The 24586-nt window shown below is 71.6% G+C and carries 22 protein-coding genes; 12 read left to right on the top strand and 10 right to left on the bottom strand.

Going from position 1 to position 24586, the window contains the following annotated elements; all coding sequences use genetic code 11:
- Nucleotides 1-27: 27 nt before the first annotated feature.
- From ACTWPP_RS38690 to ACTWPP_RS38675, 4 genes are read left to right on the top strand one after another with little or no spacing between them, the layout of a single operon-like run.
- Entirely contained in the window at nt 28-795 is a 768-nt protein-coding gene (locus tag ACTWPP_RS38690) for an ABC transporter ATP-binding protein (RefSeq protein WP_443109442.1), read from the top strand.
- Nucleotides 792-1679, top strand: coding sequence for a branched-chain amino acid ABC transporter permease (locus ACTWPP_RS38685; RefSeq protein WP_443109413.1), 888 nt, complete (start codon nt 792-794; stop codon nt 1677-1679). The genes ACTWPP_RS38690 and ACTWPP_RS38685 overlap by 4 nt, the downstream gene beginning before the upstream one ends.
- Nucleotides 1672-2775 carry a branched-chain amino acid ABC transporter permease gene (locus tag ACTWPP_RS38680; RefSeq protein ID WP_443109412.1) on the top strand — a complete coding sequence of 368 codons (1104 nt, stop codon included), beginning with the start codon at nt 1672-1674 and terminating at the stop codon, nt 2773-2775. The genes ACTWPP_RS38685 and ACTWPP_RS38680 overlap by 8 nt, the downstream gene beginning before the upstream one ends.
- Nucleotides 2772-4022, top strand: a complete 1251-nt coding sequence (locus tag ACTWPP_RS38675) for an ABC transporter substrate-binding protein (RefSeq protein WP_443109411.1) — start codon at nt 2772-2774, stop codon at nt 4020-4022. Before ACTWPP_RS38680 ends, ACTWPP_RS38675 begins: the two co-directional genes overlap by 4 nt.
- Before the next feature lie 411 nt (nt 4023-4433).
- Here ACTWPP_RS38675 and ACTWPP_RS38670 read toward each other — a convergent pair whose 3' ends face one another.
- Nucleotides 4434-4730, bottom strand: coding sequence for a hypothetical protein (locus ACTWPP_RS38670; RefSeq protein WP_443109444.1), 297 nt, complete (start codon nt 4728-4730; stop codon nt 4434-4436).
- Here ACTWPP_RS38670 and ACTWPP_RS38665 point away from each other — a divergent pair.
- Complete coding sequence (locus tag ACTWPP_RS38665; RefSeq protein ID WP_443109410.1) at nt 4711-5124, top strand: carbohydrate-binding protein; 414 nt, start codon at nt 4711-4713, stop codon at nt 5122-5124. The two genes, ACTWPP_RS38670 and ACTWPP_RS38665, sit on opposite strands and share 20 nt — an antisense overlap.
- 237 nt (nt 5125-5361) lie before the next feature.
- Here the strand turns inward: ACTWPP_RS38665 and ACTWPP_RS38660 are convergent, their stop codons facing one another.
- Nucleotides 5362-6342 carry a helix-turn-helix transcriptional regulator gene (locus ACTWPP_RS38660; RefSeq protein ID WP_443109409.1) on the bottom strand — a complete coding sequence of 327 codons (981 nt, stop codon included), beginning with the start codon at nt 6340-6342 and terminating at the stop codon, nt 5362-5364.
- 136 nt (nt 6343-6478) lie between these two features.
- On the opposite strand from ACTWPP_RS38660, the gene ACTWPP_RS38655 reads away from it, so the two are divergent.
- On the top strand, nt 6479-6874 hold the full coding sequence (locus tag ACTWPP_RS38655; RefSeq protein ID WP_443109441.1) for a RidA family protein: 396 nt from the start codon (nt 6479-6481) through the stop codon (nt 6872-6874).
- Nucleotides 6875-6953: 79 nt separating this feature from the next.
- On the top strand, nt 6954-7430 hold the full coding sequence (locus ACTWPP_RS38650) for a DUF488 family protein, N3 subclade (protein ID WP_443109440.1): 477 nt from the start codon (nt 6954-6956) through the stop codon (nt 7428-7430).
- Nucleotides 7431-7663: 233 nt separating this feature from the next.
- On the opposite strand, the gene ACTWPP_RS38645 is transcribed toward ACTWPP_RS38650, so the two are convergent.
- Complete coding sequence (locus ACTWPP_RS38645; protein WP_443109408.1) at nt 7664-8014, bottom strand: VOC family protein; 351 nt, start codon at nt 8012-8014, stop codon at nt 7664-7666.
- A gap of 52 nt (nt 8015-8066) precedes the next feature.
- Here ACTWPP_RS38645 and ACTWPP_RS38640 point away from each other — a divergent pair, with 52 nt between their 5' ends.
- Entirely contained in the window at nt 8067-8582 is a 516-nt protein-coding gene (locus ACTWPP_RS38640; RefSeq protein ID WP_443109407.1) for a TetR/AcrR family transcriptional regulator, read from the top strand.
- Nucleotides 8583-8856: 274 nt separating this feature from the next.
- Here ACTWPP_RS38640 and ACTWPP_RS38635 read toward each other — a convergent pair whose 3' ends face one another.
- From ACTWPP_RS38635 to ACTWPP_RS38605, 7 genes are all read right to left on the bottom strand, one after another.
- Nucleotides 8857-9315, bottom strand: coding sequence for a GNAT family N-acetyltransferase (locus ACTWPP_RS38635; protein WP_443109406.1), 459 nt, complete (start codon nt 9313-9315; stop codon nt 8857-8859).
- Between the two features lie 252 nt (nt 9316-9567).
- Entirely contained in the window at nt 9568-10488 is a 921-nt protein-coding gene (locus tag ACTWPP_RS38630; protein WP_443109405.1) for a hypothetical protein, read from the bottom strand.
- A gap of 434 nt (nt 10489-10922) precedes the next feature.
- The gene (locus ACTWPP_RS38625; protein WP_443109404.1) at nt 10923-12074 is read right to left on the bottom strand and encodes an MFS transporter; all 1152 of its coding nucleotides are present in this window, start codon (nt 12072-12074) and stop codon (nt 10923-10925) included.
- Nucleotides 12075-12218: 144 nt separating this feature from the next.
- Nucleotides 12219-13346: an alpha-hydroxy acid oxidase gene (locus tag ACTWPP_RS38620; protein WP_443109403.1), complete on the bottom strand. Its 1128-nt coding sequence runs from the start codon at nt 13344-13346 to the stop codon at nt 12219-12221.
- A 44-nt stretch (nt 13347-13390) separates the two neighbouring features.
- Nucleotides 13391-14461, bottom strand: a complete 1071-nt coding sequence (gene hppD / locus ACTWPP_RS38615) for a 4-hydroxyphenylpyruvate dioxygenase (protein ID WP_443109402.1) — start codon at nt 14459-14461, stop codon at nt 13391-13393.
- Nucleotides 14442-16802, bottom strand: a complete 2361-nt coding sequence (locus tag ACTWPP_RS38610; protein WP_443109401.1) for an aminotransferase class I/II-fold pyridoxal phosphate-dependent enzyme — start codon at nt 16800-16802, stop codon at nt 14442-14444. The genes hppD and ACTWPP_RS38610 overlap by 20 nt, the downstream gene beginning before the upstream one ends.
- Before the next feature lie 280 nt (nt 16803-17082).
- Nucleotides 17083-18183 carry a prephenate dehydrogenase gene (locus ACTWPP_RS38605; RefSeq protein ID WP_443109399.1) on the bottom strand — a complete coding sequence of 367 codons (1101 nt, stop codon included), beginning with the start codon at nt 18181-18183 and terminating at the stop codon, nt 17083-17085.
- 425 nt (nt 18184-18608) lie between these two features.
- Here ACTWPP_RS38605 and ACTWPP_RS38600 point away from each other — a divergent pair, with 425 nt between their 5' ends.
- The 4 genes from ACTWPP_RS38600 to ACTWPP_RS38585 are packed head-to-tail and all read left to right on the top strand — an operon-like array spanning nt 18609 to nt 24579.
- The gene (locus ACTWPP_RS38600) at nt 18609-19628 is read left to right on the top strand and encodes a hypothetical protein (protein WP_443109398.1); all 1020 of its coding nucleotides are present in this window, start codon (nt 18609-18611) and stop codon (nt 19626-19628) included.
- A 19-nt stretch (nt 19629-19647) separates the two neighbouring features.
- Nucleotides 19648-21342, top strand: a complete 1695-nt coding sequence (locus tag ACTWPP_RS38595) for a GH3 family domain-containing protein (RefSeq protein WP_443109397.1) — start codon at nt 19648-19650, stop codon at nt 21340-21342.
- Nucleotides 21335-23752 (top strand): phosphotransferase, encoded by a 2418-nt coding sequence (locus tag ACTWPP_RS38590; protein WP_443109396.1) that lies wholly within the window; start codon nt 21335-21337, stop codon nt 23750-23752. Before ACTWPP_RS38595 ends, ACTWPP_RS38590 begins: the two co-directional genes overlap by 8 nt.
- Nucleotides 23749-24579: a dTMP kinase gene (locus tag ACTWPP_RS38585; protein ID WP_443109395.1), complete on the top strand. Its 831-nt coding sequence runs from the start codon at nt 23749-23751 to the stop codon at nt 24577-24579. Before ACTWPP_RS38590 ends, ACTWPP_RS38585 begins: the two co-directional genes overlap by 4 nt.
- Nucleotides 24580-24586: the final 7 nt, after the last annotated feature.

Raw genomic sequence — 24586 nt, 5'->3', positions numbered from 1 at the left:
GGCAGGGCGGTCGCGGCGCCGCCGCCCGTGCCCGCGCTGACCGTCCGCGACCTGACGGTGCGGTTCGCCGGGCTGACGGCGCTCGACGGAATCGGCTTCGCGGTGGAGCCCGGCACCGTCCATGCGGTGATCGGGCCGAACGGCGCGGGCAAGTCGACCTGTTTCAACGTGCTGTCGGGCCTCTACCGGGCCGCGTCCGGGAGCGTCCGGTTCGGTGACCGGGAGCTGACGTCGCTGGCACCGCACGAGATCGCCGGGCTGGGCATCGCACGGACGTTCCAGAACCTGGCGCTGTCGGCGGAGCTCACCGTCGAGGACAACCTGATGCTCGGCCGCTACCGGATGACGCGCACCGGGTTCTGGTCGGCGGGGCTGCGGCTGCGCCGAGGACGCCGGGAGGAGCGGCGGCACCGGGCGCGCGTCCGGGAGATCGCGGAGTTCACGGGCGTCGCGGAACGGCTGGCCGAACCGGCCGGATCGCTGCCCTACGGCGGCCGCAAACGGGTGGAGCTGGCCCGCGCCCTGTGCGCCGAGCCGTCGCTGCTGATGCTGGACGAGCCGGTGGCCGGGATGAACGCCGCCGAACGGCTGGAGATGGCCGAGCTGATCGTCGCGGTCCGCGCCGGCCTCGGCATCTCCGTCCTGCTCGTCGAACACGACATGGGCCTGGTCATGCGGCTGGCCGACGAGGTCACCGTCCTCGACTTCGGCCGCACGATAGCGGCCGGCCCTCCGCGGGACGTCCAGCGCGACCCCGCGGTCCTGCGCGCCTACCTGGGAGAGGAAACCCCTTGACGCGTCTGCTGGAACTACTGGTCAACGGAGTCAGCCTGGGCGCGGTCTACGCGCTCATCGCGCTCGGCTTCGTGATCATCTTCAAGGCGAGCGAGGTGGTCAACTTCGCCCACTCCTCGCTGCTGCTGCTCGGCGCCTACGTGATCGCCATCCTCCACGACGACCTCGGCTTCGCGGGCGCGGTGGCCGCCGGGATCTGCGCGGCGGCGGTCTGCGGCGCGCTGGTCGAGTTCGTGCTCCTGCGCCGCAGCCGGGTCCGCCGGGACGTGCTGGCCATCGCCACCATCGGCATCGACATCGTGCTCACCACCGAACTCGTCCGGCGGATCGGCCCGGACGTCATGTCCCTCGGCGACCCGTGGCGCGACCGGGTCGTCCACCTCGGCGGGATCACGATCGCCCAGACCCGGCTGGCGGCGCTGCTCGTGGCGGCCCTGCTCATCGGGGCGTTCCTCGCCGCCTTCCGGTACACCCCCTGGGGGGTGGCGATGCGGTCGGCCGCGGAGGACTCCGAGACCGCGGCGCTGATGGGGGTGCGGCTCGGCCGGACCATGATGTCGGCGTGGGCGGTCGCCGGGGCGCTCGCCGCGGTGGCGGCGATCTTCCTCACCGCCTTTCCCACGCCGGGCCTGGACCGCACCACCTCGATCGCCGCGCTGAAGGCGTTTCCCGCCGCGATCCTCGGCGGCCTCGACTCCACCACGGGCGCGCTGGTCGGCGGGCTCCTGATCGGGGTGACCGAGTCGCTGGCGAGCGGCTACCAGGGCGACCTGGCATTCCTCGGCCGGGGCCTCGGCGACGTCGCGCCCTACACGGTGATGGTGCTCGTTCTGCTGTGGCGCCCGGCCGGACTATTCGGGACGCGCGAGGTGTCCCGTGCCTGAACGCCTCCTCCTCATCGCGGGCGCGGCGGTGCTGGCCGCACTCCCCTTCCATCTGGACGCGTCCTGGCTCCAGGCCGGCCTCTTCGCGATGGCCGCCGCGATCGGCGCCATCGGGCTGAACCTGCTCAGCGGCTCCACCGGGCAGCTGTCCCTGGGGCACGCGTTCTTCCTGGCCGTCGGCGCGTACGGATACGTCTTCTTCGCGGCCGACGGCACCGCGGAGACCGCCGGGCTCGGGCTGCCGACCCCGGTGGCGGCGGTGCTGGCCGTCGTGTCGGCCGGCCTGGCCGGGCTGCTGTTCAGCCCGATCGCCGGACGGCTCGGGGGCGTCTACCTGGGCATCGCCTCACTGGCGCTGATCTTCCTCGGACAGCATCTGCTGTTCAACCTGGAGAGCGTCACCGGCGGCTACAACGGCCGCGACGTCCCCGCGCTGCGGCTGGCCGGGTTCGCCTTCGACGGCCGGTCCGACCTGTCCGTGCTGGGCGTGCCGTTCGGTGCCATGGAACGGCTGTGGTTCCTGGGCCTCGCCCTGGTCGCCGCGGCGGCCTTCTTCGCCCGCGGTGTGCTGACCGGGCGTCCCGGCCGGGCCATGAACCTGATCCGGGACCAGCAGACGGCCGCCGCGGTCATGGGCGTCCCGGTGGCGCGCGTCCGGTCCGGGGTGTTCACGCTGTCCTCGATGTACGCCGGCCTCGCCGGGGTGCTGCTCGCCCTGGCCTTCCAGCGGACCGTCCCGGACTACTTCGGCATGATCCTCTCCCTGGAGTACCTGGCGATGATCGTGATCGGCGGGCTCGGCTCGGTGGGCGGCGCGATCGCGGGCGCGGCGTTCGTGACGCTGCTGCCGCAGATCCTCACCAGGTACGGCGACTCGCTGCCCCTGGTCGCCGCGCCCGGCACCGACGGGATCACCCCGGCCGACGCGGCCCGCCACCTCTACGGGGCCGCCGTCGTCGGCACCGTCCTCTTCCTGCCCGGCGGGCTCAGCGGGCGGTGGGCGCGGCTGCGCACGCCGCCCGGCCGCCGCCGTGCCCCCTCCCTCCACCACAACGCCGTCATCGCGCGGCCGGATACCGAGGAGCCCAACCCATGACGATCCGCACCTCACTCATCGTCGGCCTGGCCGTCGTGACACTGGCCGCCGCGGGCTGCGGCGGCAAATCCGGGAACGCCTCCGGGCGGACCGGTGACGACGGCGTCAAGGCCGGTCCCGGTGTCACCACCGACAAGATCACGGTGGGGGCGCTCACCGATCTGACCGGGGTCTACGCCTCGCTCGGCAAGAGCCTGACCCAGTCGCAGCGGCTGTACTACGACCAGCTCAACGCCGCGGGCGGCGTCTGCGGCCGGGAGATCGAGCTGCTGGTCCGCGACCACGGCTACGACGTGCAGAAGGGGGTCTCGGCCTACACCGAGATCGCGCCGAAGGTCGTCGGCATCTCGCAGGTGATCGGGTCCCCGATCGTCAGCGCGGTCCTGCCCCGCCTCGCCGAGGACGAGATGCTGGTGATCCCGGCCGCCTGGCCGTCCTCGCTGCTCGACCAGGAGTACGTGCAGATCGTCGGCGGCACCTACGACATCGAGATGATCAACGGCATCGACTTCCTGCTCGAGCGGAAGGGGCTGGAGAAGGGCGACAGGATCGGCCACATCTACTTCGAGGGCGAGTACGGCGAGAACGCGCTCGCCGGATCCAGGTACGCGGCCGGCAAGGCCGGGCTCACGCTGGTCGAGCAGAAGATCAAGCCGACCGACACCGACATGACCGCTCAGGTCACCGCGTTGAAGAGCGCGGGCGTCACGGCGATCCTGCTCAGCGCGGGACCGAAGCAGGCCGCGTCGCTGGCGGGCGTCGCGGCGGCGGGCGGCTTCGCGGTGCCGATCGTCGCGAACAACCCCGGCTATACGCCACAGCTGCTCGGCACTCCGGCGGCGGGCGCGCTCGAGAAGAACTTCTACCTGGTCAACGAGTTCCAGGCACCGAACTCCAACGCCCCCGGAATGAAGGCACTGACCAGCGCCTACAAGGCGAAGTACCCCGGGCAGACGCTCGACAACGGTGTCTCGTTCGGTTACGTCGCGGCGAAGGTGTTCGGCGAGGCGCTCAAGGACGCGTGCGCCGCCAAGGACCTCACCAGAAAGGGGATCCTCAAGGCACACCGCGCAGAGACCGCCTTCGACAGCGGCGGCATCGCCGCGCCGCTGGACTTCTCCAAGGTGGGGCAGGTCGGCACCCGCCAATCGTTCATCCAGCGTCCCGACGCGAAGGCCGAAGGCGGGCTGGTCACCGTCGGAGAGCCCCTGACCTCGCAGCTCGCAACCGGCTACCCGATCCCCTGACCACGACTCGACGCACGCCCAGGGCCCGCCTCACCGACAGGTCAAGGCGGGCCCTGGCCATGAGTCGCCACGGGCAAGTAGGCCAGTCGCAAGAGCACAGCCGCGGTCGGCCAGGTGCCGGGCGGTGAGGATGGAGCGGGCGACTGGACCGCCTACCCGGATGATTTTCAACTTATTGACATTTTGACGGATTTTCTGCGGCGAGAGTGTAGGATTCGGTGGTCTCTTCAGGGTATGCGCCCCGGTCGGGTTCGTATGGAGGTAACTCTTGCCCTGGGGAATGTCCGATCTTGGTCGTCACCGTGCCCCGCGGACGCGCCGGACCCCGCTGAGACACGCCGCTCATGCGGCCCGCAAAGTGCGTGAGGGCGTCACGAGGGCGGGCCGTAGATTACGAGAGCGCGGCAGTCGTTACGGCTTGTACGCGCTGGCCGTCGGGTTGGGCTGCTCGCTGCTCAGCGGGATCGTGGTGTTGCTGACCTGGACTTCCGGCCAGTGGCCTTTCAGGGAGGGCCGGATGATGCTGCCGCTGCCGCTGCCCGAGAGATCGAGTTCTCGATCGAAGGAGCCGTCCCCCTCGCCGTCCGCCTCAAGGGAGACGCTCACCCCCGCCGTCACGCCCTCGGCCAAGCCACGGCGAGGCGGCGGCCCGTCCTCACCGTCGCCGCGGCCGACACCGAGCCGCACGGTGCCCGCGCACTCCCGCATTCAGGCGGAGGACGGCGTGGCGCAGTCGGAGGTCCGGTTCGAGCACACCGCCGACGACGGGGGCGGGCAGAACGCCACCCGGATCGGCGACGGCGACCAGTTGCGCTTCGACCGTGTCGACTTCGGTCCCCACTCCGCACGCCTCCTGCGGGCGCGCATCGCGTCCGGCGCCCCGCAAGGGGTGAGCGGCATGGTGCACGTACGGCTCGACCACCCGAACTCGGTGTCCATCGGAACGTTCTCGGTCGACAACACGGGTGGATGGCAGTCCTGGAGGACGGTTCCCGCCAACATCACCCCGGTCAGCGGGGTCCGCACCGTCTACCTCACGTTCGAGAGCAGCCAGCCCGCCGACTTCGTGAACCTCAACTGGATCAAGTTCGTCAAGAGATGAGCCGCGAAAGCGGCATCGCGGTCTGTGCCGGTGCCGGGGCCACCATGCCCGCACCGGGACGGCGAACGCACCAGCCGCCTGCCCGATTCGCCCCGGTGAGTGTCGTCAAGATCATTCGGCCCCACTGATCGTCATGAGGCCTGGCCCAGCTCGTGGTGTGGTCGGCTGGGCCTTCGTGGCCGTCGACGACTGTTCGGCTACCGCGGGCCTTGAGACGGCCCGGCAGGTGGATCGCCGTCAACGCTCAGGCTGACGCTCGTAGGAGGCGGCGATCGCGGCGGCGCGGTCGCGCAGGGCGGTGCGCAACCACTGCGGGGCCAGGGCCTCCGCGCTCGTGGCGAGCTGCCACAGCGCCCATTCGGCGTGTCTGGGATCTTGGAAGGTCACCTCCAGCCGCAGCCGGCCGTCCGCTTCGGATTCTTCGGCGCGGACGGCCAGCGCGGTGCCCACCAGGTGCTCCCGCCGCGCCGGGTTCACCCGCACCAGCACGGTGACCTGGTCGCCGCCGGCCCGAAACCGCGTGCTGCGTTCCTGCCAGGCCCGGTCCAGATCGACCCGGTCCGGTCGCTGCGCGGGTTCGGCGAGTTCCTCGGCGGCCAAGACCCGGGACAGCCGGTAGGTGCGGTCCGCGCCAGACCTGGTGGCCAGCAGGTAACCCTGGTCGCGCACGGTGACCAGGCCGATCGGGTCCACCGTGCGCCACTTCGGCGCCTGGTCCACCGCCGCGTAGCGGATGCGCAGCTTGTGTCCGGCGAACACCGCGCGCCGGACCTCGGCCACGATCGCGTCGGGCACCTCCTCAGCGACCAGCCGGCGCGAGAGCAGGTCGGTGTCGGGGTCGATGAGCAGTCGCCGGGCCGCGCCCGCCGCGGTGTCCCGATGGCCTTCGGGTAGCGCGTCGACCACCTTGAGCATGGCCGAAGCGAGCGCCGAGCCGAGACCGAACGCCTGCGCGCCGCGCCGCGATCCGGCGACCAGGAGGGCCAGCGCTTCGTCGTGGTTCAGTCCGGTGAGCTCGGTCTGGAAACCGGGCAGCAACGCGAAACCGCCGTGCCGGCCGCGTTCGGCGTAGACCGGGACGCCGGCCGCCGACAACGCCTCGATGTCGCGCAGCACGGTCCGGGTGGACACCTCCAGCTCGCGGGCCAGCACCGTCGCGGACAGCCGACCCCGCCGGCGCAGCAGCAGCACCAGCGATACCAACCGGTCGGCGCGCATACGAGCACTTTACCGAAATACACGACACAGGATGTCGTGATTTGCCGGGAGGCTTATCACCATGACGAAGAAGGTGGCGGCTACCGAGCCGATGGACGTACGTGATGTGGATGAATCGAGTGGAGTCGATGTGGCAATGGAGCGAACGGCGGTCAACCCGTGGGCGTGGTCGGCGGAGCTGGGGTACAACCAGGGTGAGATCGTCTCCGGGCACACGCGGACCCTGTACTGCGCCGGGCAGACCGCGATGAGCGGCGACGGCGAGCCTCAGCATGCCGGTGACATGGCGGCGCAGTTGGGGCTGAGCCTCGACAACCTGGAGGCCGTGCTCGGCGAGGCCGGCATGTCCCTCGCGAACCTGGTCCGGCTCAATGTCTACACCATCGACGTCGATGTGCTTTTCCAGCACTACGGCGTGCTGGCGTCGAGGTTGGGCGCCGCCGGGGTGGCACCGGCCACCACGATGCTCGGGGTGACACGGCTGGCCATCCCCACTCTGATGGTCGAGATCGAGGGGACCGCCGTCGCGTGATGCGGCCTCACCGCCTCCGGCAGGGCTGCCGGCTGAACCGTACGAGTAGCGGGCAGGTGGGTGATTTCCGGTGCCCAGAATGGTGACGATCGGCGTCTATGGCTTCGACGGCGATTCCTTCCTGCAACGACTGCGGCTCGCGGACGCCCGCCTGCTACTCGACATCCGACAGCGCCGCGGTGTCCGCGGACCCGAGTACGCCTGGGCGAACTCACTCCGGCTACAGGCGGCCCTCGCCCATGCCCGGATCGCCTACGAGCACCACCCGGAGCTCGCCCCGACCACCGAGCTACGCCGGCTCCAGTACGCCGAGGATGACCGCCAAGGGGTCGGCAAGCGCTCGCGCCGCGAACTCGACGCCGAGTACACCCGCCGCTACACCACCGAGATCCTCGACCGCACCGACCTCACCCCGATCGTGTCGGGGCTGCCGAGCAGCGGGACCGCAGCGCTGCTCTGCGTCGAGCACGCCCCCGAGGCCTGCCACCGCTCGTTGATCGCCCGGCGGCTGACCGAGCAGCACCGCGTCACGATCGAGCACCTGCGCCCGTTGTGACGCGTGGATTCCTCAGACCGAGTCGGTTGCGTCCACGGAGGTGGTGATGATTTTGCCCTAGTCAGAGGGCGCGTGACGGGAGACGGCCATCGCGTGATCCTTCGAATCGACAAGATCGGAAGGAGAGAACGCGATGGCCGTGGACAACAGCGTGGACGCAGCCGGCCGACCGGGGCAGATCGGTGCGTGTGAGCCCGATGTGCTGCGGTCGATGGTCACGACGATGGCCGGCGCTATTCGGGTCCGGCGGCGCTCTGGTCGAAGAGGTGAACAGCGTTGCCGGCCGGGTCCAGGAAGGTCGCGCCCTTGCCGTCCGGCATCTCGATGTCGCCCCGCCAGTCGAGCTGCGGATGCGACTCCCGGAAGGCGTCCACGCTGTCGACGGCGTAGAAACCGCCGGCTCCCCATCGCGGCCCGGTGTCCGGTGGCACGTCGAACATCAACTCGACCTCCGAACCCGGGATCTTGAACGCGACGGTCGACTCGCCCTCACGCCAGGACTCGTCGAATCCGAGCGAGTCGCGGTAGAAGGCGACCGACTCCTTGAGGTCCTTCACAGGTTGGTACAGGAACGTCAATTTCATGCGACCAGCGTAAACCGATTACGGTCTAGCGTCAACGAGTTATGCTTGCTCCATGCGCGAATGGGTCCCGATCCCCGGTTCGGCCAAGGCCCGGCTCATCGAGGCGGCCATCCATCAGTTCGAGCTCACCGGCTACGAGGCCGTCAACGTCGTCGACCTGGCCGGCAAGGCGAGCGTCACCACTGGCGCGCTGTACCACCACTTCGGCTCCAAGCTCGGCCTGTACCTGACCGTCCGCGAGGACATGGAGAAGCGGATCGTCGAACGAATGGAGGGAGCCGCCGAGGCGGTCGGGAGCCGAGGGCACCCAGCGGTGCGCGCCGCGCTCCTGGTGGCCTTCGACGCCGCCGTCCGGTTCACCGTGTGCCGGATCCTTGGGGAGCAGCCACCGGTAGAGCGCGACGACCCGGTCGCCACCGCGCTGCGACCCTTGCTGCCGAAAGACAAGGCGCCCGCCGCAGACGTACTGGCCGCGGCCTGGCGAGCCGCGCTCATGGCCGTCGCCACAGGCTCGTCCTCGACGGCGGCCCGTGCGTCCCTGGTGTACGTCCTCGACCCACGTGGGTAAGCGCATGCCGATGACCAGGCGCTTGAAGGACGACCACGACGCGGGGAGAGAGGCGACTTGGCGGGACACGCTCTCTGCTGAGTACGCGCTGAAGGCCGTTCTTGCCGATAACGTTCAGCAGCGCAGCCGCATCGGGGAACTCCTCGGCCAGATCCGCGACCTCGAAGCACAGCTTGCCCGACCTTCCACCGACCGCACATGCCGGCCCAGACCGGACCGGGGCCCGGGAGCGTTCGCTCCCGGGCCCCGGCGTGCCGCTCGTTCGAGTCAGCGGTCACTCATCGCGATACAGCGACAGGCACACCATGTCGGGCTCGAAGCCCAGTCCCTGCCAGAACCGGTGGTCGTCGCGGGCATCGGCGCAGGACAAGTAGCGGATCGTGACGGCACCCCGATCCCGCAGCCAGGTGACGGCGGCCTCGGCCAGTGCCCGGCTGACGCCCCTGTCACGCTCCTCCGGCACCACGTACAGGGAATCGATCTCCCCGGAAAGACAGGGCAACAGCCCGTCTCCGTTGTCGGTGCGGCCGTTCACGAAGCCGATGATCTGGCCGCCCTCCACGGCCACGAGGCAGAACGAGTCGCGGTGCCATCCTGCCATCGCGAGCATGCGTGACAGGTTGCGGATGCCCTGCTCGGTGAGCGGGCCACCGTCTTCGATCTCACGGCACATGCGATCCCACAGGCCGCCGACCGTGTCGCCTTCGCTCTCGTGAATCCGTCTGATCTCCATGACCTTCCTTCCGTTCCGTTCGCCTGGTGCGCGTGCGGGAACGGCGACGGAGGAGCTCGAGGCCACAGAGCGTTGCGGTGTCTCTAACGTCAACCTGGCATGGCGCCACCTTAACCCGATACCCAAGCGCAGATCGACGGGATCTTCTCGATCCATATCGATCTTCCGTCACGTATTCGTGGAGTGGCGGGCCGCCCTCGTAAGGGCGGCCGCCCGTGGGTGTCCTATGCGGCTGCCGTTGCGTTGGAGCGTCTAGCCGACGCGTTCGCTTTCTGCCATCTGCGAGGTCTGCAGTTCCCGCAGTCCGGCGGCGAACGACTGGAGTATCTGGGCGTAGCCGTGGCTCAGCTCGGCCGTCAGGGCCAGGCGGTGCGCGGGGAGCCCCCGCTTGATGGTCTCTTCGTGGCGGATGACGGCCTGGCATGCGTCGAACATGCGCAGCAGTGTCCGGCCCGCGTCGGTGAGGCGCAGGGACGGGTCTTTGCGGAGTCGTTCGAAGGTGGCGGCGAGTTCCGAGACCGCCTCGGTCGACGGCTGCTCCGGCGTGTCGAAGGGCTCGGCCCGTCTGGTCTTCACGGCGTGGCGCGCGGGGATCGGGTCGTCGCCGCGGCGGATGCGGTCGCGTACGTCCGCCGCGGTCGCGGGGGAGATGCCGGCCGCGCGGGCGATCTTGCGGAGGGAGGCGTACGGGTCGCTGGCGAGCAGTTCGGCGGCGCGCTCCCTGCCGACGGCGCCGTCGACCGGGCGGGCCCGTCCGTCCCTGCCGATCCGGACGGTGGGCTGCGGGATGTCATCGGCCATCCGCCGCCGCAGCGCGGCGACCTTCTTCCCCGAAAGCCCGACCACGATCGCGACCATCCGGTCCGACCATTCGGGGTGGGTGACGAAGATGCGCTCGGCCGCCGTCATCCGGTCCTGTTGCGAAAGGGGAAGGCCGTGCTGGATGTTGGCGGTGACCGAGAGTACGAACATGTCGGTCTCGGTGCCGTGGAAATAGTGGGCGTCGATCGCCTTCTCGCCGCGCAGCATCGCGGCCCGGAGCCGGTGCATGCCGTCGATGACGGTCCGGGAGGGCATGTGCACCACGATCGGGGGGAGCGTCGCGCCCGACTCGGCCAGGGTGCGCACGTGCTGCGCGTCCTCGCCTTCCAGACGCGGCGATCCCGATGTCACCAGTGAATTGATGGGCACCCGTACCACTGGCGAGCGCTCGATGTCCTCCCGCTGGAGTGAAAGATGCCTGACCAGTGCGCTCTCACTGGAAAGTGAATCATGTACGGTCCTTTCCAAGGCGACCAATCCCCCAATGAAATGGTTGAAGAAGTCCAACAGAGAGAATCACTCACCGCTCACTGCGCCGAGGATCTTGGCAGAGTCCACGGCAACCCAGCGCGGGGAAGTAGGGTCACCAAAAGGCAGCGTTCGGTTACTCCGGTCCGAACCGCCGCGCCGGTGCCGCCAGATCCGGAGGTGCCTCGCTTTCCGGTGGTGAAGGATCCCGGCGCGGTTCCGTGCTCGACGTTACCGAGGGGCCCCTTACCGATCGCCAACCGGCGAGACGGGGGCCGTTAGCCGATCATGGTTCGGAGATAACGCGTGACGGTCCGTCAGGGAACGGATCTGATCGGCTGGACGAGGAGGCCGCTCAGAACGGCCATGCCGGCAGCGAAGAGGAAGAGCAGGGAATAGCCGCCGCGCGCGACGGCATCTGCCGCGATCACCGGGGCGACGGCCACGGCGCTGCTGCCGGCCATGTTCATCAGTCCCAGGTCCTTGCCCCGGTCCTGGTTGCTTCGCAGGAGCTGGGTGACGAGGGCCTGGTCGACGGCGAGGTAGGCGCCGTATCCGGCACCGAGCACGCATGCCGCGACGACGGCCATCGTCCACGTCGAGACGAGCGCCATTCCCGTCAGCGCGGCCCCCATCAGGAGACCGGCGAGGACGACGAACACCTTGCGCCGTTCGAGACGGTCGGACACCCGCCCCACGACGAGGCTCACCACGACGACCCCCGCCGTGTACACCAGGCTGAGCACGGCCACACCCGCCGCCGGGTCACCCACCTTGATCTCGTCGCGGAGGAAGTAGAGCAGGTAGAGCGTGGCCAGCGACGTCGCGAACTGCGCCGCGAACCGTCCCGCCCAGGCCCACGCGAAGTCCCGCCCCAGGGACGGCAGGTCGGGGAACCACCTGGTCCGCGGCGCGATGCGGGCCGGCACGTCCCGTCCGATGAACGCGTACGGCAGGGCGAGCAGCGCGACCACGACGGCGACCAGCAGGTATCCCCGCCGGAAGGAGAAGCCGGAGGCCAGCAGCGTCCCGAGGACGAGCCCGAGCGGCTGGGCGAAGCCGACGATGGCGAACACCGTGCCGCGCCGGTTGATCGGCACGCGGTCCGGGACGAGCGCGCACAGGGTCGCGTGGATGCCGCCGGTGCCGCCATGGACGATGATCCAGCAGACGGCGACGGTGATGATCGATGTCTGCCAGGGAAGGGCGACGAGGGCCGCCACGCAGAGCGCGGTACCGCCGATGACCCAGGAGCGGCGTTTCCCGAACCGCCATCTGGTGCGGTCGGAAAGGGCGCCCATGAGAGGCGCGGCGAGCACGGCCGCGACGGCGCCCAGGGTGGTCACGACGCCGAGCAGCCATACCTTGCGGGACGGGTCGATCGCCTCGATCTGGCTGGGGAGCAGAATTTGCGCGGACGCGAGCAGCCCCATCCACATTCCGAGTGTGACCACGAACAAGGCCAGCACCCATAGGTACGGTAATGGGCTGGATTCCTCACGGCTTTCGGCGGGGGACGCTTCTATGGAAAGGGGTTTCTCCATCCGGATCCCCCGACCCTCCAGCTAGGCGAGCTATGTGGTCCATAACCTAGCAGCGTGACTGCACGTCAGTCAGGGCGTTGCCTTCGCGCCATTCAGTTGATGATCTTGGCATGTCGCGCCGATGACCTCGCCGGATGTTCTCGCGGCCCCGGAGGGCCGCAGCAGGGCGGGGGTGATGTCGGCCAGGGCGCGGACGCCGGCGAGGGACATGGCGTCGGTCAGCTCGCTGAGCAGGATGTTCAGCACGTCCGTGACCCCGTCGGGGCCGTCGGCGGCCAGGCCGTGCAGGACGGGCCGGCCGACGAGCACCGCTCGGGCGCCGAGGGCGAGTGCGGTGAGGACGTCCCGGCCGCGGCGCACCCCGCCGTCGAGCAGGATCGGGATGCGTCCGGCCACCGCCTCCGCGATCTCCGGCAGCACTTCGACGGTGGCGGGGACGCCGTCGAGCTGGCGGCCCCCGTGGTTGGACACCACGACGGCGTCCGCCCCGGCCTCGATCGCGAGGACCGCGTCCGAACCGGTGAGGAGCCCCTTCACGACGATCGGCAGCGGGCTGACCGAGCGCAGCCAGGCCAGCACCGACCAGTCGAGGTCGGGATCGAACTCCTCCCGGGCGTGGCGGGACGGAACCGCGAAGCGGTCGCCGCCGGACAGGTTGGCGGGGACGACGCCCGCCGGAAGCCGGAAGCCGTTGCGCACGTCCCGCAGTCTCCGGCCCAGGTGGGGCGCGTCGACGGTGAGGACGAGCGCCTCGACCCCCGCGTTCTCCGCGCGTTCGATGAGTCCGCGCGTCACCGCACGATCACGCAGGCAGTACACCTGGAACCAGAGGGGAACGCCGCGCTCGGCGAGTTCCTCGACCGCGCGGCCCGCGAAGGTGCTGACCACCACCGGCACCGCCGCCGTGGCGGCCGTCCCCTGGACGGTGGCGACCTCCCCCGCCGGGTGCACCAGGGTGTGGTAGGCCACCGGGGCGACGGCCAGGGGTGCGTCCCAGCGCCTGCCGAGGATCTCGGTCGTGATGTCCGGACTGCTCGCGCCGCGCAGGACCGACGGCCGCAGCCAGTACCGGTCGAACGCCCCGGTGTTGGCCGCGAGGGTCCGTTCCTCCCCGGCGCCGCCTTCGAGGAAGTCCCAGATCGCCGGATCGAGCCGCGCCCGGGCGGAACGCGCGTAGTCGGCCAGCGTCAGTCGCATCGCGTCTCCCCCGCCGTCTTCGCACGGCTCGATCGCGGCCATCGCTAGTCCAGGACGACGGGGCCGCTCGCCCGCTGCCGTTCCACGGCCTCGTACAGAGCGTGGATGTTGTTGCTGCCGAAGGTGCGGGCGCCCCGGCGGTCGATCAGCTCGTAGAACAGCGTGCCCCGGGGGTGCCGCGACTCGGTGAAGATCTGGAGCATGACGCCCGCGTGGTCGCGGTCGGCGAGGACGTTGAGTTCGCGCAGTTCGTCCACGGTGATGCCGATCGGCCCCAGCCGGGGCGTCAGCATGTCGTAGTAACCGGACGGCGTGGCGAGGAACCGCACGCCGCTCTCGGCGCTCTTGCGGACGGCGGTCGCGATGTCCCCGGTGAGGAAGGCGACGTGCTGGACCCCGGCGCCGCCGTGGGCTTCCAGGAACGCGTCGATCTGGCCCGGGTCCCGGGTGACGTCCGGTTCGAGGATGGTCAGGGTCAGCCGCTCGGACGCGCTCTGGACGACCTTGGAGTCCATGGCCTGCGAGCCGACGAGGATCCGTTCCTCGAAGGTCAGGCTCAGGCCGAAGACCTCCTGGTACCGGCGCACGGTGTCGTCCAGGGTCCCCGCGGGGACGCAGACCGCGAAGTGGTCGACCGTCGTGAGCAGTCCCCCGCCGCCGCGACCGCAGCCGACCTCCTGGATGAAGGAGGCGAACGGACCCGCCGGGTCGTCGCGGGAGACGAAGCGGTGCTCGACGTCGCCGAACCCGATCACCGAGGCGAAGACGACCTGGGCGCCGCCGCGGCCGAACGACTCCGGCGGCGCGACCGGAACGGCTCCGCGCACCACCGCATCCGCGAAGGCCGCTTCCGCGTCGTCCACCCGGAGGCCGATGACGCCGACCCCGGCGCCGTGCCGGCGGACGTACTCGGCGGCACGATGGTCGGTGCCGGTGGCGGAGGTCAGCAGCAGGGTGATCTCGTCCTGCCATAACAGGACCGACTCGCATCCGCGCGTCCCCTTGCCGGCGCTGCGGCCCGCGAGCGCGAACCCGAATCCGTCCCGTAAGTGCACGGCCGCTTCGTCGACGTCCTCGACGAACAGCTCGATATGGTCAATCGCTGTGATGTCCACCTGCCACCTCCGTGAATGCAGTCGGTCTCATGGCCGCCCGTGCGCCGGGCGGCGCCGCCCCGGCCTCGGTCTCGATGAAGCGGGCCAGCCGGGAGACGCCCTCGTCCGCTTCCGCCCGCGTGAGGTAGCTGATCGACAGCCTGATCGTGCGGGACCCCCCGCCGTGCGGGTGGAAGTACGCCATCGGCGTCCAGATGACCCCGAAGTCCTCCGCCGATCTGACCAGCGCGGCGTTGTCGGCCGGGAAGGGGACCTGAAGGGTGAGGAAGAAGCCCCCGGTGGGCGCGTTCCAGCACACCCCGAGTTCGGCCCGGCGTTCGGCGGGGAACACGCGTTCAAGGGCGTCCAAGGTGTACCGCATGGTGTCCCCGTAATGGGCGGCGGATCTCGAGTTCAGGTCCGAGACGCGGCCGCCGCACTCCAGCAGGGCGCCCGCGACCGCCGCCTGGCTCAGCGCCGAGGTGTTCACCGTCAGCATGCTCTTGATCTTCGCCAGCTCGTCGGCCAGCAGGCCCCGCGTCCCGTCCTCCCTCAGCACCGGCTGGTCGGCGATCGCGTACCCGACGCGCGCGCCCGGGAAGATCGTCTTCGCGTACGACCCCAGGTGGACGACCCGGCGGCGCCGGTCGAGCGACTTCAGCGACTGGATCTGGACTCCCGGGCTGACCAGCCGGTACGGGCTGTCCTCCAGGACGAGGACGTCGAGCCGGTCGGCGAGGTCGAGCAGTTCGTGCCGGGTCTCCAGCGGCATGGTGACCCCGGACGGGTTGGAGTGGTCGGGAATGACGTAGATGGCGCGAGGCCGGCGCCCCCGCGCCCGCTCGGCCGCGATCGCGGCGTCGACGTCGGCGCATGACAGCCCGTCCTCGCGCTCCTCGACGACGGCGACCTCGGCGTCCAGCAGCCGGGCCGCCCCCGTGATCCCCATGTAGCTCGGGCTGGACACCAGCAGCACGTCGTCCGGGCCGGCCATGAGCGCACGCAGCGCCAGGAACATCGCCTCCTGGCAGCCCACCGTGACCACGATCGAGTCCGGCGGCACGTCGATGCCCTCGTCCGCGCGGAGCGAGGCGGCGATCAGGTCGCGGATCAGGCCCGCGGACGGCCCGTACTGGTAGACGGTCTCGCGCACCTGGGCCGGCGAGCGTCCCCCGGACGCCAGGTGGTCCAGGTAGCGCCGGACATGGGTGAAGATCTGCTCGGTGTCGAAGAACCCGCCGTAGGGCCGTCCCGGGGCGAAGGAGACCGCCTCGGGATATCGCAGCGTCACCTCGTTCAGGAAGTTCATCGTGTCCATGACCGGGTCCGTGACGCTGGCGTGCAGGTCCGCCGCACGCAGCACGCCGCCGCCGCGCGCCGGCTCCGGGGGCGTGGCCGCGGTGTCTCCGGCCGCTTCGACGAGGCCGGTCCCGATGTCGGCGACCGACGCCAGACCGGCGGACGCCATCGCGTCCTCGAACTCCTCCAGCAGGGTCGCCAGCACGCAGTTCACGCCCTCGGCGGCACCGACCGCCAGGCCGTGCAGCACCGGGCGCCCGATCAGGACGGCCTCCGCGCCGAGGGCGAGCGCGGCCAGCACGTCGCGGCCCCGGTGCACGCCCCCGTCGAGGAGCACCGGCACGCGCCCGGCGACCGCCGCCGCCACCTCCGGCAGCACGTCGAGGGCGCCCGCGGCGCCCTCGATCCTGCGCCCGCCGTGATTTGCCACCACGATGCCGTCCGCGCCCGCATCGATCGCGCGCAGCGCGTCCTGGCCGGTCAGGACGCCCTGCACGATGATCGGCAGTGACGTCAGCGCACGCACCCGGCCCACCTGCGCCCAGTCGAGGCCGGGAGCGGACCCGGCCGCCTCCGGCGCGGTGGCGGGGACGCCGGCGGCGAGGACGAGCGCCTCGAAGCCGGCCCGCTCCGCGCGTGCGATCAGGGCCCGGTCCGGTGGACGGTCCCGCGGCCGGCACATCTGGAGCCAGAGGGGGACGGTGCTCTCGGCGGCGAGCTCCTCGACGGGGCGGCCGGCGAAGGCGCTGATCACGACGGGGACTCCGGCCGCGGCCGCCGTCCCCCGGAGGGTCGCGAGCTCCCCCGACGGGTGGGCGAGCGCCTGGTGGGCCAGCGGCGCGATCCCCACCGGCGCGTCCCAAAGCCGGCCGAGGATCGTGGTGGCGGTCTCCGGACGCCCCGCCCCGGACGTGGTCGAAGAACGCAGCCGGACACGGTCGAAGGCGTCCGGATCGGCGGCGAGCGCCCGTTCCGCGCCGGCGCCGCCCTCGAACAGGCTCCAGGTGGCGGGCGGCAGGCGCGCCTCGGCAAGCCGCGCGAAATCGCTCAGGGTCAATTCCATTTACCCGACCTCCGGTACGGGAAGCGCGCACGGCAGCGAAATCGATTGTGGCGACATCTGCGTCTGGCGGATTTTGTCACCGCGGGCGAACGTCCAACATGACCGATGTTCGCGCTCACCGGATTGATCTGCCGGACAATGATCGGCGATCGGCGGGCCCCATGGCCAACTGCGCCGGCGGTGCACTTGAACAGAGTCGCCGAACCATCGCGCCCCGTTCACCGGCGGCAGAATGCGCTGTTCGAAATCCGTTCTCCGATCACCGTGCGCATCGCCGCCGTCACCGCTCGGGCGGGACGGGAAGCGACCACCCGCGGGTGCGGAGCTCGGCGATCAGGTGAGGGGCCGAATCCGGCGCCACCGACAGTTCGACCACGCCGACCGGACGTCCCTGCAGATGCTCGATCGAGATGTCCTCGATGTTGATGCCGGCGACCCCGGCGGCCTGAAGGATCAGTGCGAGCTCACCGGGGCGGTCGGCGACCAGGACCGTGACGGTCGTGAGGCGTCCGGCCGATCCGCCGCGCTTGACCGGGATCCGGCCGTGCCCGGTGACGCCCCGCGCCAGCAGATCGGTGACCGGCGGCTCCCGGCCGGCATGCGCCCGCAACGCCGCCGCGGCCCTGGCCAGGTCGTCCGACACCGCTTCGATCACGTCGGCGACCGGACGGGCGTTGGCCGCCAGGATCTCCTGCCAGAGCGACGGCGCCCCGCCGGCGATGCGGGTGACGTCGCGGGCGCCCTGCCCCGCGAGGCCGACCATGCCCTCCGGCGCGTCGGCGAAGCGGGCCGCCATCGCCGCGGACACCACGTGCGGCGCGTGCGAGACGAGGGCCATCGCCCGATCGTGCCCGGCGGCGTCCATGACGACCGGGGTGGCGCCGCAGCCGGTGACGAGCTCGGTGACGCTCTCCACGGCCGCGCGGTCGGCGACCCCGGCGGGGCACAGCACCCACGGACGGCCGTCGAAGAGGCCGGGACGGGCGGCCAGCGGGCCGGAACGCTCGCTCCCTCCCAGCGGGTGCCCGCCGACGAAGATCCGCAGATCGCAGCCGAGCCGGGCCGCCTCGTCCAGCGGAGGGACCTTGACGCTCGCCACATCGGTGTACGCCGCCGCCAGGCCGCGTTCCTGGGCGTCCAGCAGGGTCCTCGCGACCGCGGACGGCGGGACGGCCAGCACGGCGACGTCGGCCGACTCCCCGGACCACGGGGCTCCGGCCCCGAGCTCCGCGGCGAGCCGCGCGGCCGCCGGGTCCCGGTCGATCAGCAGGACCTCGGCCCCGGCCTGCCGCATCGCCAGCGCGATCGACGTCCCGATCAGCCCGGTACCGATGACCGTGATCCGCTTGAGCGCGAGCCGGGCTCGTCGCGGGACGCTCACGAGGCCGGCCGGGCGGCCCGCCGCCCCGCGTCCGCGGCGAATTCTTCGACGTGATCGATTATGGAGATATTCACGCGCCACCCCATCGGTGCCAATCTCGCCGGACGTGGTCGGTGACAATCACCGCGTGGCCGTTCAACCGTGCGATCGCGGCGCTTGAACACGTCCACATTGCACCGCCGCGTGGCGATCCGCGCGGCGGGTCCCGATTGAATCACCGATCTCTCAGGGCGCGCATCGCGCGACCGCTCTTGACACGGTCAGGGCGCTCAAGAAGGATCCGCGAGGTCAGATATGCGGACGGGGGATTTCTGTTGAGTACACGGGGAGCGTCGCCTGCGCCGACGGGGCGGCCACTTCTCGTGCCGGTCACGATAACCGCCACGAAACCCCTGCTTCCAACGCATGTAAAAGGCTTCCTGTGGGTGGACGCCCTTTTCCGGGCCACACGGCTGGTCGCGGACCCCGAGTACCACTGGAATCCGCGTACCCCCAATCTCACCGGGCAGACGATCCAGTTCTGGGACTACCTCGACCGCCGGCACGGGGGCCTCGACTACGAGGACGTCTCCCCGCACGCCCTCGGGCGGCTCTATGTGCGGTTCCATTCGTCGGGCGATGCGCTCCCGCTGAACACGCTGCGCCACTACGTCGCCAGAGTGGAACGGGACGGCTGGGTCCACCCGGCCACGCGCCGCATGACCCGCCACTGGAAACGGCACCTCGACCTGCTGGGCGTCCGCGACCCCGGTCTCCGGCGGGACCGGCCGCTGGGGATGTCGACCGATGAGGTCGTCGATCGGCTCGCGAGCCGACGGCTGTGCGTGGACAACCGCCGCCACGGCGGCCCCGTCTACCTGGACGGCACGCGGTGGGGCATGCCGTTGCGCAAGGTCATCGGCATGGACGGGCATGCCAACTACCTCCTGGTGATCCTGCGGGACCTGCTTCCACGCCTGGTGCCGGGACGCCGGGTCCTCTTCGTGTACGACGACGACCTCTCCTACGACTACGCACTCCTCAGCCGGGTGACCGGCGCCTTGGGAGCGCGGCCCGCGCGCCTGCCCCTGGGGCGGGTTCCGCTGGACGGAACCGTCCGCGCGAGCCGGTACGGCGGGTGGGACGACGTCACCATCGACCGCCTTTCCGAGCTGTGCCGCACGGAGTTCGATTCCACTGCGTACCGGCTCGGGATGCGTCTGTACTTCATCGCGATGCTGAAGCGGACGTCGGGCGAGCCGTTCCGGCTGGACCTGCTCCGCCGGGCCCTGTCGCGCGCCGAACGGATGGTGCGGGACGCGCATCACGGCGGGTCGCCGTCCGAGCGGGCCGGCGCGTGCGTCAAGCCGTCCGGATGGGTCGATCCCTACCGGCTCACCGACGGCCTGTTCGCCCGGCGCTCCCGCCCGGCTCCCCTGGGCCTGCTCGACGCGGTCTTCCTGTGATCGATTCCGAGGAGAGGCGATGTCCGCCGACGAACGTGCCGATGCCTACCGGCGCAGGGTCCATCTGGAGAGCCGCGCGTTCCTCGGTTCTCTCGGCGATCCCCGCGGAGCCCAGTCAGCGGTGCTCGACGAGATCCTCAAGGCCGGCGCCGGCACCGCGTTCGGCCGCGAGCACGGCCTGGATTCCGTGCGCGACGCCGACGGCTTCCGCCGTGCGGTGCCGATACGCGGTCACGAGGAGTTCGGGCCGTGGCTCGACCGGATCCACGCCGGGGAGAGGCGCGTCCTGACGTCCGAGGACCCCATCGCGTTCTTCGCCAGCAGCGGCACCACCGGGGCCGAGAAGACCATCCCGGTGACCGGCGGCTTCCTGCGCCGCTGCTTCCTGCCGTTCTACTTCGCGGGTTTCGCCCAGCTGGTCGAGCACCACCCGGACCTGCCGGCGCGCGACGACGCCGTCCTCAACCTCTGGCAGGACCCGCACTCTCCGACCGGCCGGACGAGCGCCGGCCGGCCGCACCTCGGACCGAGCCAGCTCGACTACGGCAAGGTCGGCGAGGAGCTCGCCGTGGGGCTCGGCAACCGGGCGCCGTGGAGCCGGCTGCCGGACCGGTTCGGCGGCAACGGACCGTGGGAGCGGACCTACCTCCGCATCCGGCTCGCCGCCGAGCACGACGTGCGCGGCGTCATCGCGGTGAATCCCGCCATCGCCGCGGCCCTCCCCCACCAGCTCCGCCTGTGGTGGCCGCGGCTGGTCCGGGAGATCAGGGACGGGACGCTCGGGGGCGCGCCGTTCCGGCCACCGGCACCCGAACGCGCGGACGCGCTGGAGCGCCGCGCCGAACGCCGGGGACGGCCGGCCCCGGAGGCCGTGTGGCCGCGGCTGGAGCTGCTCCTGACCTGGAACACCTACGTCGCCCGGCTCTACCTGCCGAGCCTGCGGGAGGAGTACGGGGCGCGGATCGCGGTCCGTCCCGCCCCGATCGGCTCCTCGGAAGGGCCGCTGGCCATCCCGGCGGCCGACCGGCCGGCCGGCGGCCCCCTGGCCGTGACGAGCTGTTTCTACGAGTTCGTCCCGGCCGATGAGGAGATCGACCCCCGCGGCGCCACCCTCCTCGCCCACGAACTGGAGGAAGGACGGGAGTACCACGTGATCCTCACCCACCTCGGTGGCCTGTACCGGTGCGCGCTGCGCGACATCGTCCGGGTGACCGGTTTCGCGGCGGCGACCCCCGTCGTCGAGTACTCGTGCCGCAAGGGCCTGGTCTCCGTCGCGGGCGAACGATTGCGCGAGTCCCATGTGCTGCGCGCGATGGCGGACGCCTGCGCCGCGGCCGGCGGGGCGATCCGCAACCTCGCGTACCGCGCGCGGCCCGGCGACGGCGTTCCCGGTCACGAGGCGGCCGTCGCCTTCGACGAACCGCGTCCCGAAGGCAGGCTGCGCGCGTTCGGAGACGCCCTCGACGCGGCGCTGGCGAGGGAGGCGCCCGCCTACGCCGGCGCGCGACGGGCGGGCGGCCTCGCCGCGCCCCTGGTGAGACCGGTGCCTCCCGACGCGTTCCTGCGGGAGTGGCGCCGCCGGGTCGAGGGGGGCGAGCGGCCGCCGCGCGTGAAGGACAGGGTGTTCCAGGACGATCCCGAGTTCTGGGCGCGGCTGACCGCACCCGCGCAGGCTCCCGTCCACGCGGCCGGACCGGACGTGCGCCATGGCTGAGGGAATCGAGGCCCCGGCCGGCACTCCGGGACCTTCCGGCGGGTCGTACCCGGTCATCCCGGGCCGCGGGGAGTACACGGAGCAGGCGAGAAGGGCCAGGCTGGAGTGGCTGCGCGAGACCTCGGGAGCCCCCCTGCGCTCTCTGCAGCACTCGTCGATCGATCAGCGCTCGCTCCCCGGGAACGTGGAGAACGTCGTCGGCGGCGTCGAGATCCCCGTCGGGCTCGCGGGCCCGCTGCTCGTGAACGGCGACCACGTCCAGGGGCTCGTCACGGCACCGCTCGCGACCACCGAGGGCGCGATGGTCGCCTCGGTGGCGCGCGGAGCGAAGGCGATCACCCTGGCCGGCGGGGCCGTGACCCGCGTCATCGCGCAGCGGATGCCCCGGGTGCCGGTGTTCGAGTTCGATGGGCTGGGGACGGCGGCGGAGTTCGCGCGCTGGGTCGCCGGCCACAAGGGCGAGCTCGACCGGCAGGTCGCGGCGGTCTCCCGGCATTCGCGGCTGGTGGAGCTCGACCCCGTGCAGCTCGGACGGGTCGTCCATCTGCGCTTCGTGTACGAGACCGCCGACGCCAGCGGGCAGAACATGACGACCGCGGCGACCTGGCGGGCCTGCCGGTGGATCCACGACCGGCTCTCCGCGACGGCGCGCCCGCTGCCGGTCTGGTTCGCGATCGAGGGGAACCTCAGCGGCGACAAGAAGTTCGCCCACGTCAACATGATCGGGGGCCGTGGCACCCGGGTCATGGCCGAGTGCGAGCTGGACCGCGCGGTGATCCGCCGCGTTCTCAAGACCACCCCGGAGGCGATCGACCGGCTGTACCGGATCAGCGTGGTCGCCGCGCAGCAGGCCGGCATGGCCGGACACGACATCGACGCCGCCAATGTCATCGCGGCCATCTTCACCGCGACCGGGCAGGACATCGCCAGCGTGTACGAGTCCGGAGCCGGGTTCTTCTCCGTGGACGCCGCCGGCGGCGGGCTGCGGGCGACGCTCGTCCTGCCGAGCCTGGTCACGGGCGCGGTCGGCGGGGGCACGGGCCTGCGGCAGCAGCGTGACTACCTCGCGGCGCTCGGCTGCTCCGGCGACGGGACGGCCGCCCGGTTCGCGGAGATCATCTGTGCGTTCGCGCTGGCGCTCGACCTGTCGACCCTCGCCGCGATCGCGGGCGGCCAGTTCGCCGACGCGCACGAACGGCTCGGCCGCGGGCGGCGGGTCGACTGGCTGCGTCCGGCGGACCTCGGCGCGCCGCTCCTCCAGCCGATGCTGGCCGACGTCCTGGACGCCCCGGGCCTCCGCGTCACCGGCGTCGTCCCGATCGAGGACGCCATGGGGTCGAGCCTCGTCACCGAGCTCACCGCGCGCGGCGAGCGGCGCAAGACCGTCGGCGTCCTTCCGCTGCGCGTCACCTGGGTCCGGCGGGACGGCGACGACCCGAAGCAGACCGACGTGGTCGTCAAGGCCAAGCCCCTCGACCGGGAAGTGATCATCGAGGCCGCGAAGCTCGCCTCGCTGTGCGGCGGCAGGCTCGCCGACGTCTATCCCCGCTGGCGCGACTGGACCGGGTTCAAGGGCGTCCACACGCGCGAGCCCGCCGTGTACCGGTCGGCCGAGCCCGCGCTGCGCGCCGTGCTCCCCACCACCTTCGGGACGTTCGAGGACCCCGCCCGCGAGGCGTACGTGATCGCGATGGAGCGGCTCGGCTCCAACGTGATCCTCAAGGACACCGCCGACAGGCCGGGCGGCTGGGAGGAGGCGCACATCGCGGCGGCCGTCCGCGGCATCGCGAGCGTCCACCGCGCCTGGCTGGGCCGCGAGACCGAGCTTCGCGGCGAGGGCTGGCTGGGCGAGGCGCAGACCGCGGAACGGATGACGGCCATGCGGGAGCTGTGGTCGGCCCTGCTCGAACACGGCACGGCCGAGCACCCGGAGATGCTGGACGAGGCGGGATCCCGCAGACTGCGCCAGATCATCGACGGGATCCCCGACTGGTGGGGACGGCTGGAGGCCATGCCGCGCACCCTCGTCCACAACGACTTCAACCCGCGCAACGTCGCGCTGCGCGCCGCCGACCTGAGCCTGGTCGCCTACGACTGGGAGCTCGCCACGCTGCACCTGCCCCAGCGGGACGTGGCCGAGTTCCTGGCCTTCGTCCTGCCTCCGGACGCCTCCGGCTCGGACGTCACCGCTTTCCTCGACCTCCACCGGGAGGCCGTCGGCGGCGGGATCGATCCGGCAACGTGGCGCGAGGGGCATCGCCTGGCGCTGTGGGACTTCGCCGTCACGCGGCTGCAGATGTACCTGATGGTGCACACCCACCGCGCGCTGCCCTTCCTGAGCCGCCTGGTCGCCACGACGCTGCGCCTGATCGCGATCGAGGACGGCGTGCTCGGCGAGGCGGACCGGTGACGGCCACCGGCCCCGCCGCCCTGCGGGTCGCCGTGCTCGGGATCGACGGGTCCGGCAAGAGCACTCTGGTGCGGCTGCTCGCGGATCGGCCGCGGGGCGCCGGGCGCCGCGTCGTCCTGTCGTGCCTGCGCGCTCACGAGAATCCCGACGCCCCGCTGCAGGACCTGTCCCGCCACCTGGACACGCTGTCGAAGGAGGCCGACCGGCTCGACAGCCCCGACCTGAAGCTCGCCGTCCTGTACCTCCAGATGTGCACCTACGGGGTGGCGGAACGCTTCTTCACCCGGGAGCTCGCGGCACGGGTCGTCATCACCGAGCGCCACCCCCTCATCGACGCGCTCGCCTACCTGCCGCTCTATCGCCGGGCCATCGAGCGGGTCGACGGCCCCGGCCGCCCGGCCGTCCTCCGCGAGCAGCTCGCCGGCCTGTCTCCCCCCGCCGCCGAGGCCGCGCTCGCCTGGTGCCGGGCCCTCGGCGAGGGGCCGGGCGGCCGCGCCGTGCGGCTCGACACGCTCGGCGCCGAGCTCACCGGGCTGCTGGAGCTGCCCGCCGAGCGGTGCGTCGCCGAGCTGTCCGCCAGGCTCGGGGTCACCCCGCCGGACGTCGCCGTGCTGCTCGACATCGACGTGGACACCGCGCTCGGACGGGTGGCGTCCCGCGGCGGCCGGCCCGAGATGCACGAGCGCGCCGATGTGCTCGCCCGGGTCCGCGAGAGCTACGACCGGGCGCTCGCGGCGTCCGGCACGGTCCGCGTCCACCGGGTGCCCGTCGACGGGAGGCCGCCCGAGGAGCTCGCCGCCGAGGTCGCTCGGCTCATCGGCGGGTGAGCCGCGG

Source organism: Actinomadura sp. 3N407, from assembly GCF_052245875.1.
GTDB lineage: Bacteria > Actinomycetota > Actinomycetes > Streptosporangiales > Streptosporangiaceae > Spirillospora.
The sequence above is the reverse complement of the archived record's forward strand: the minus strand, read 5'-3'. Positions and strand labels throughout refer to the sequence as shown.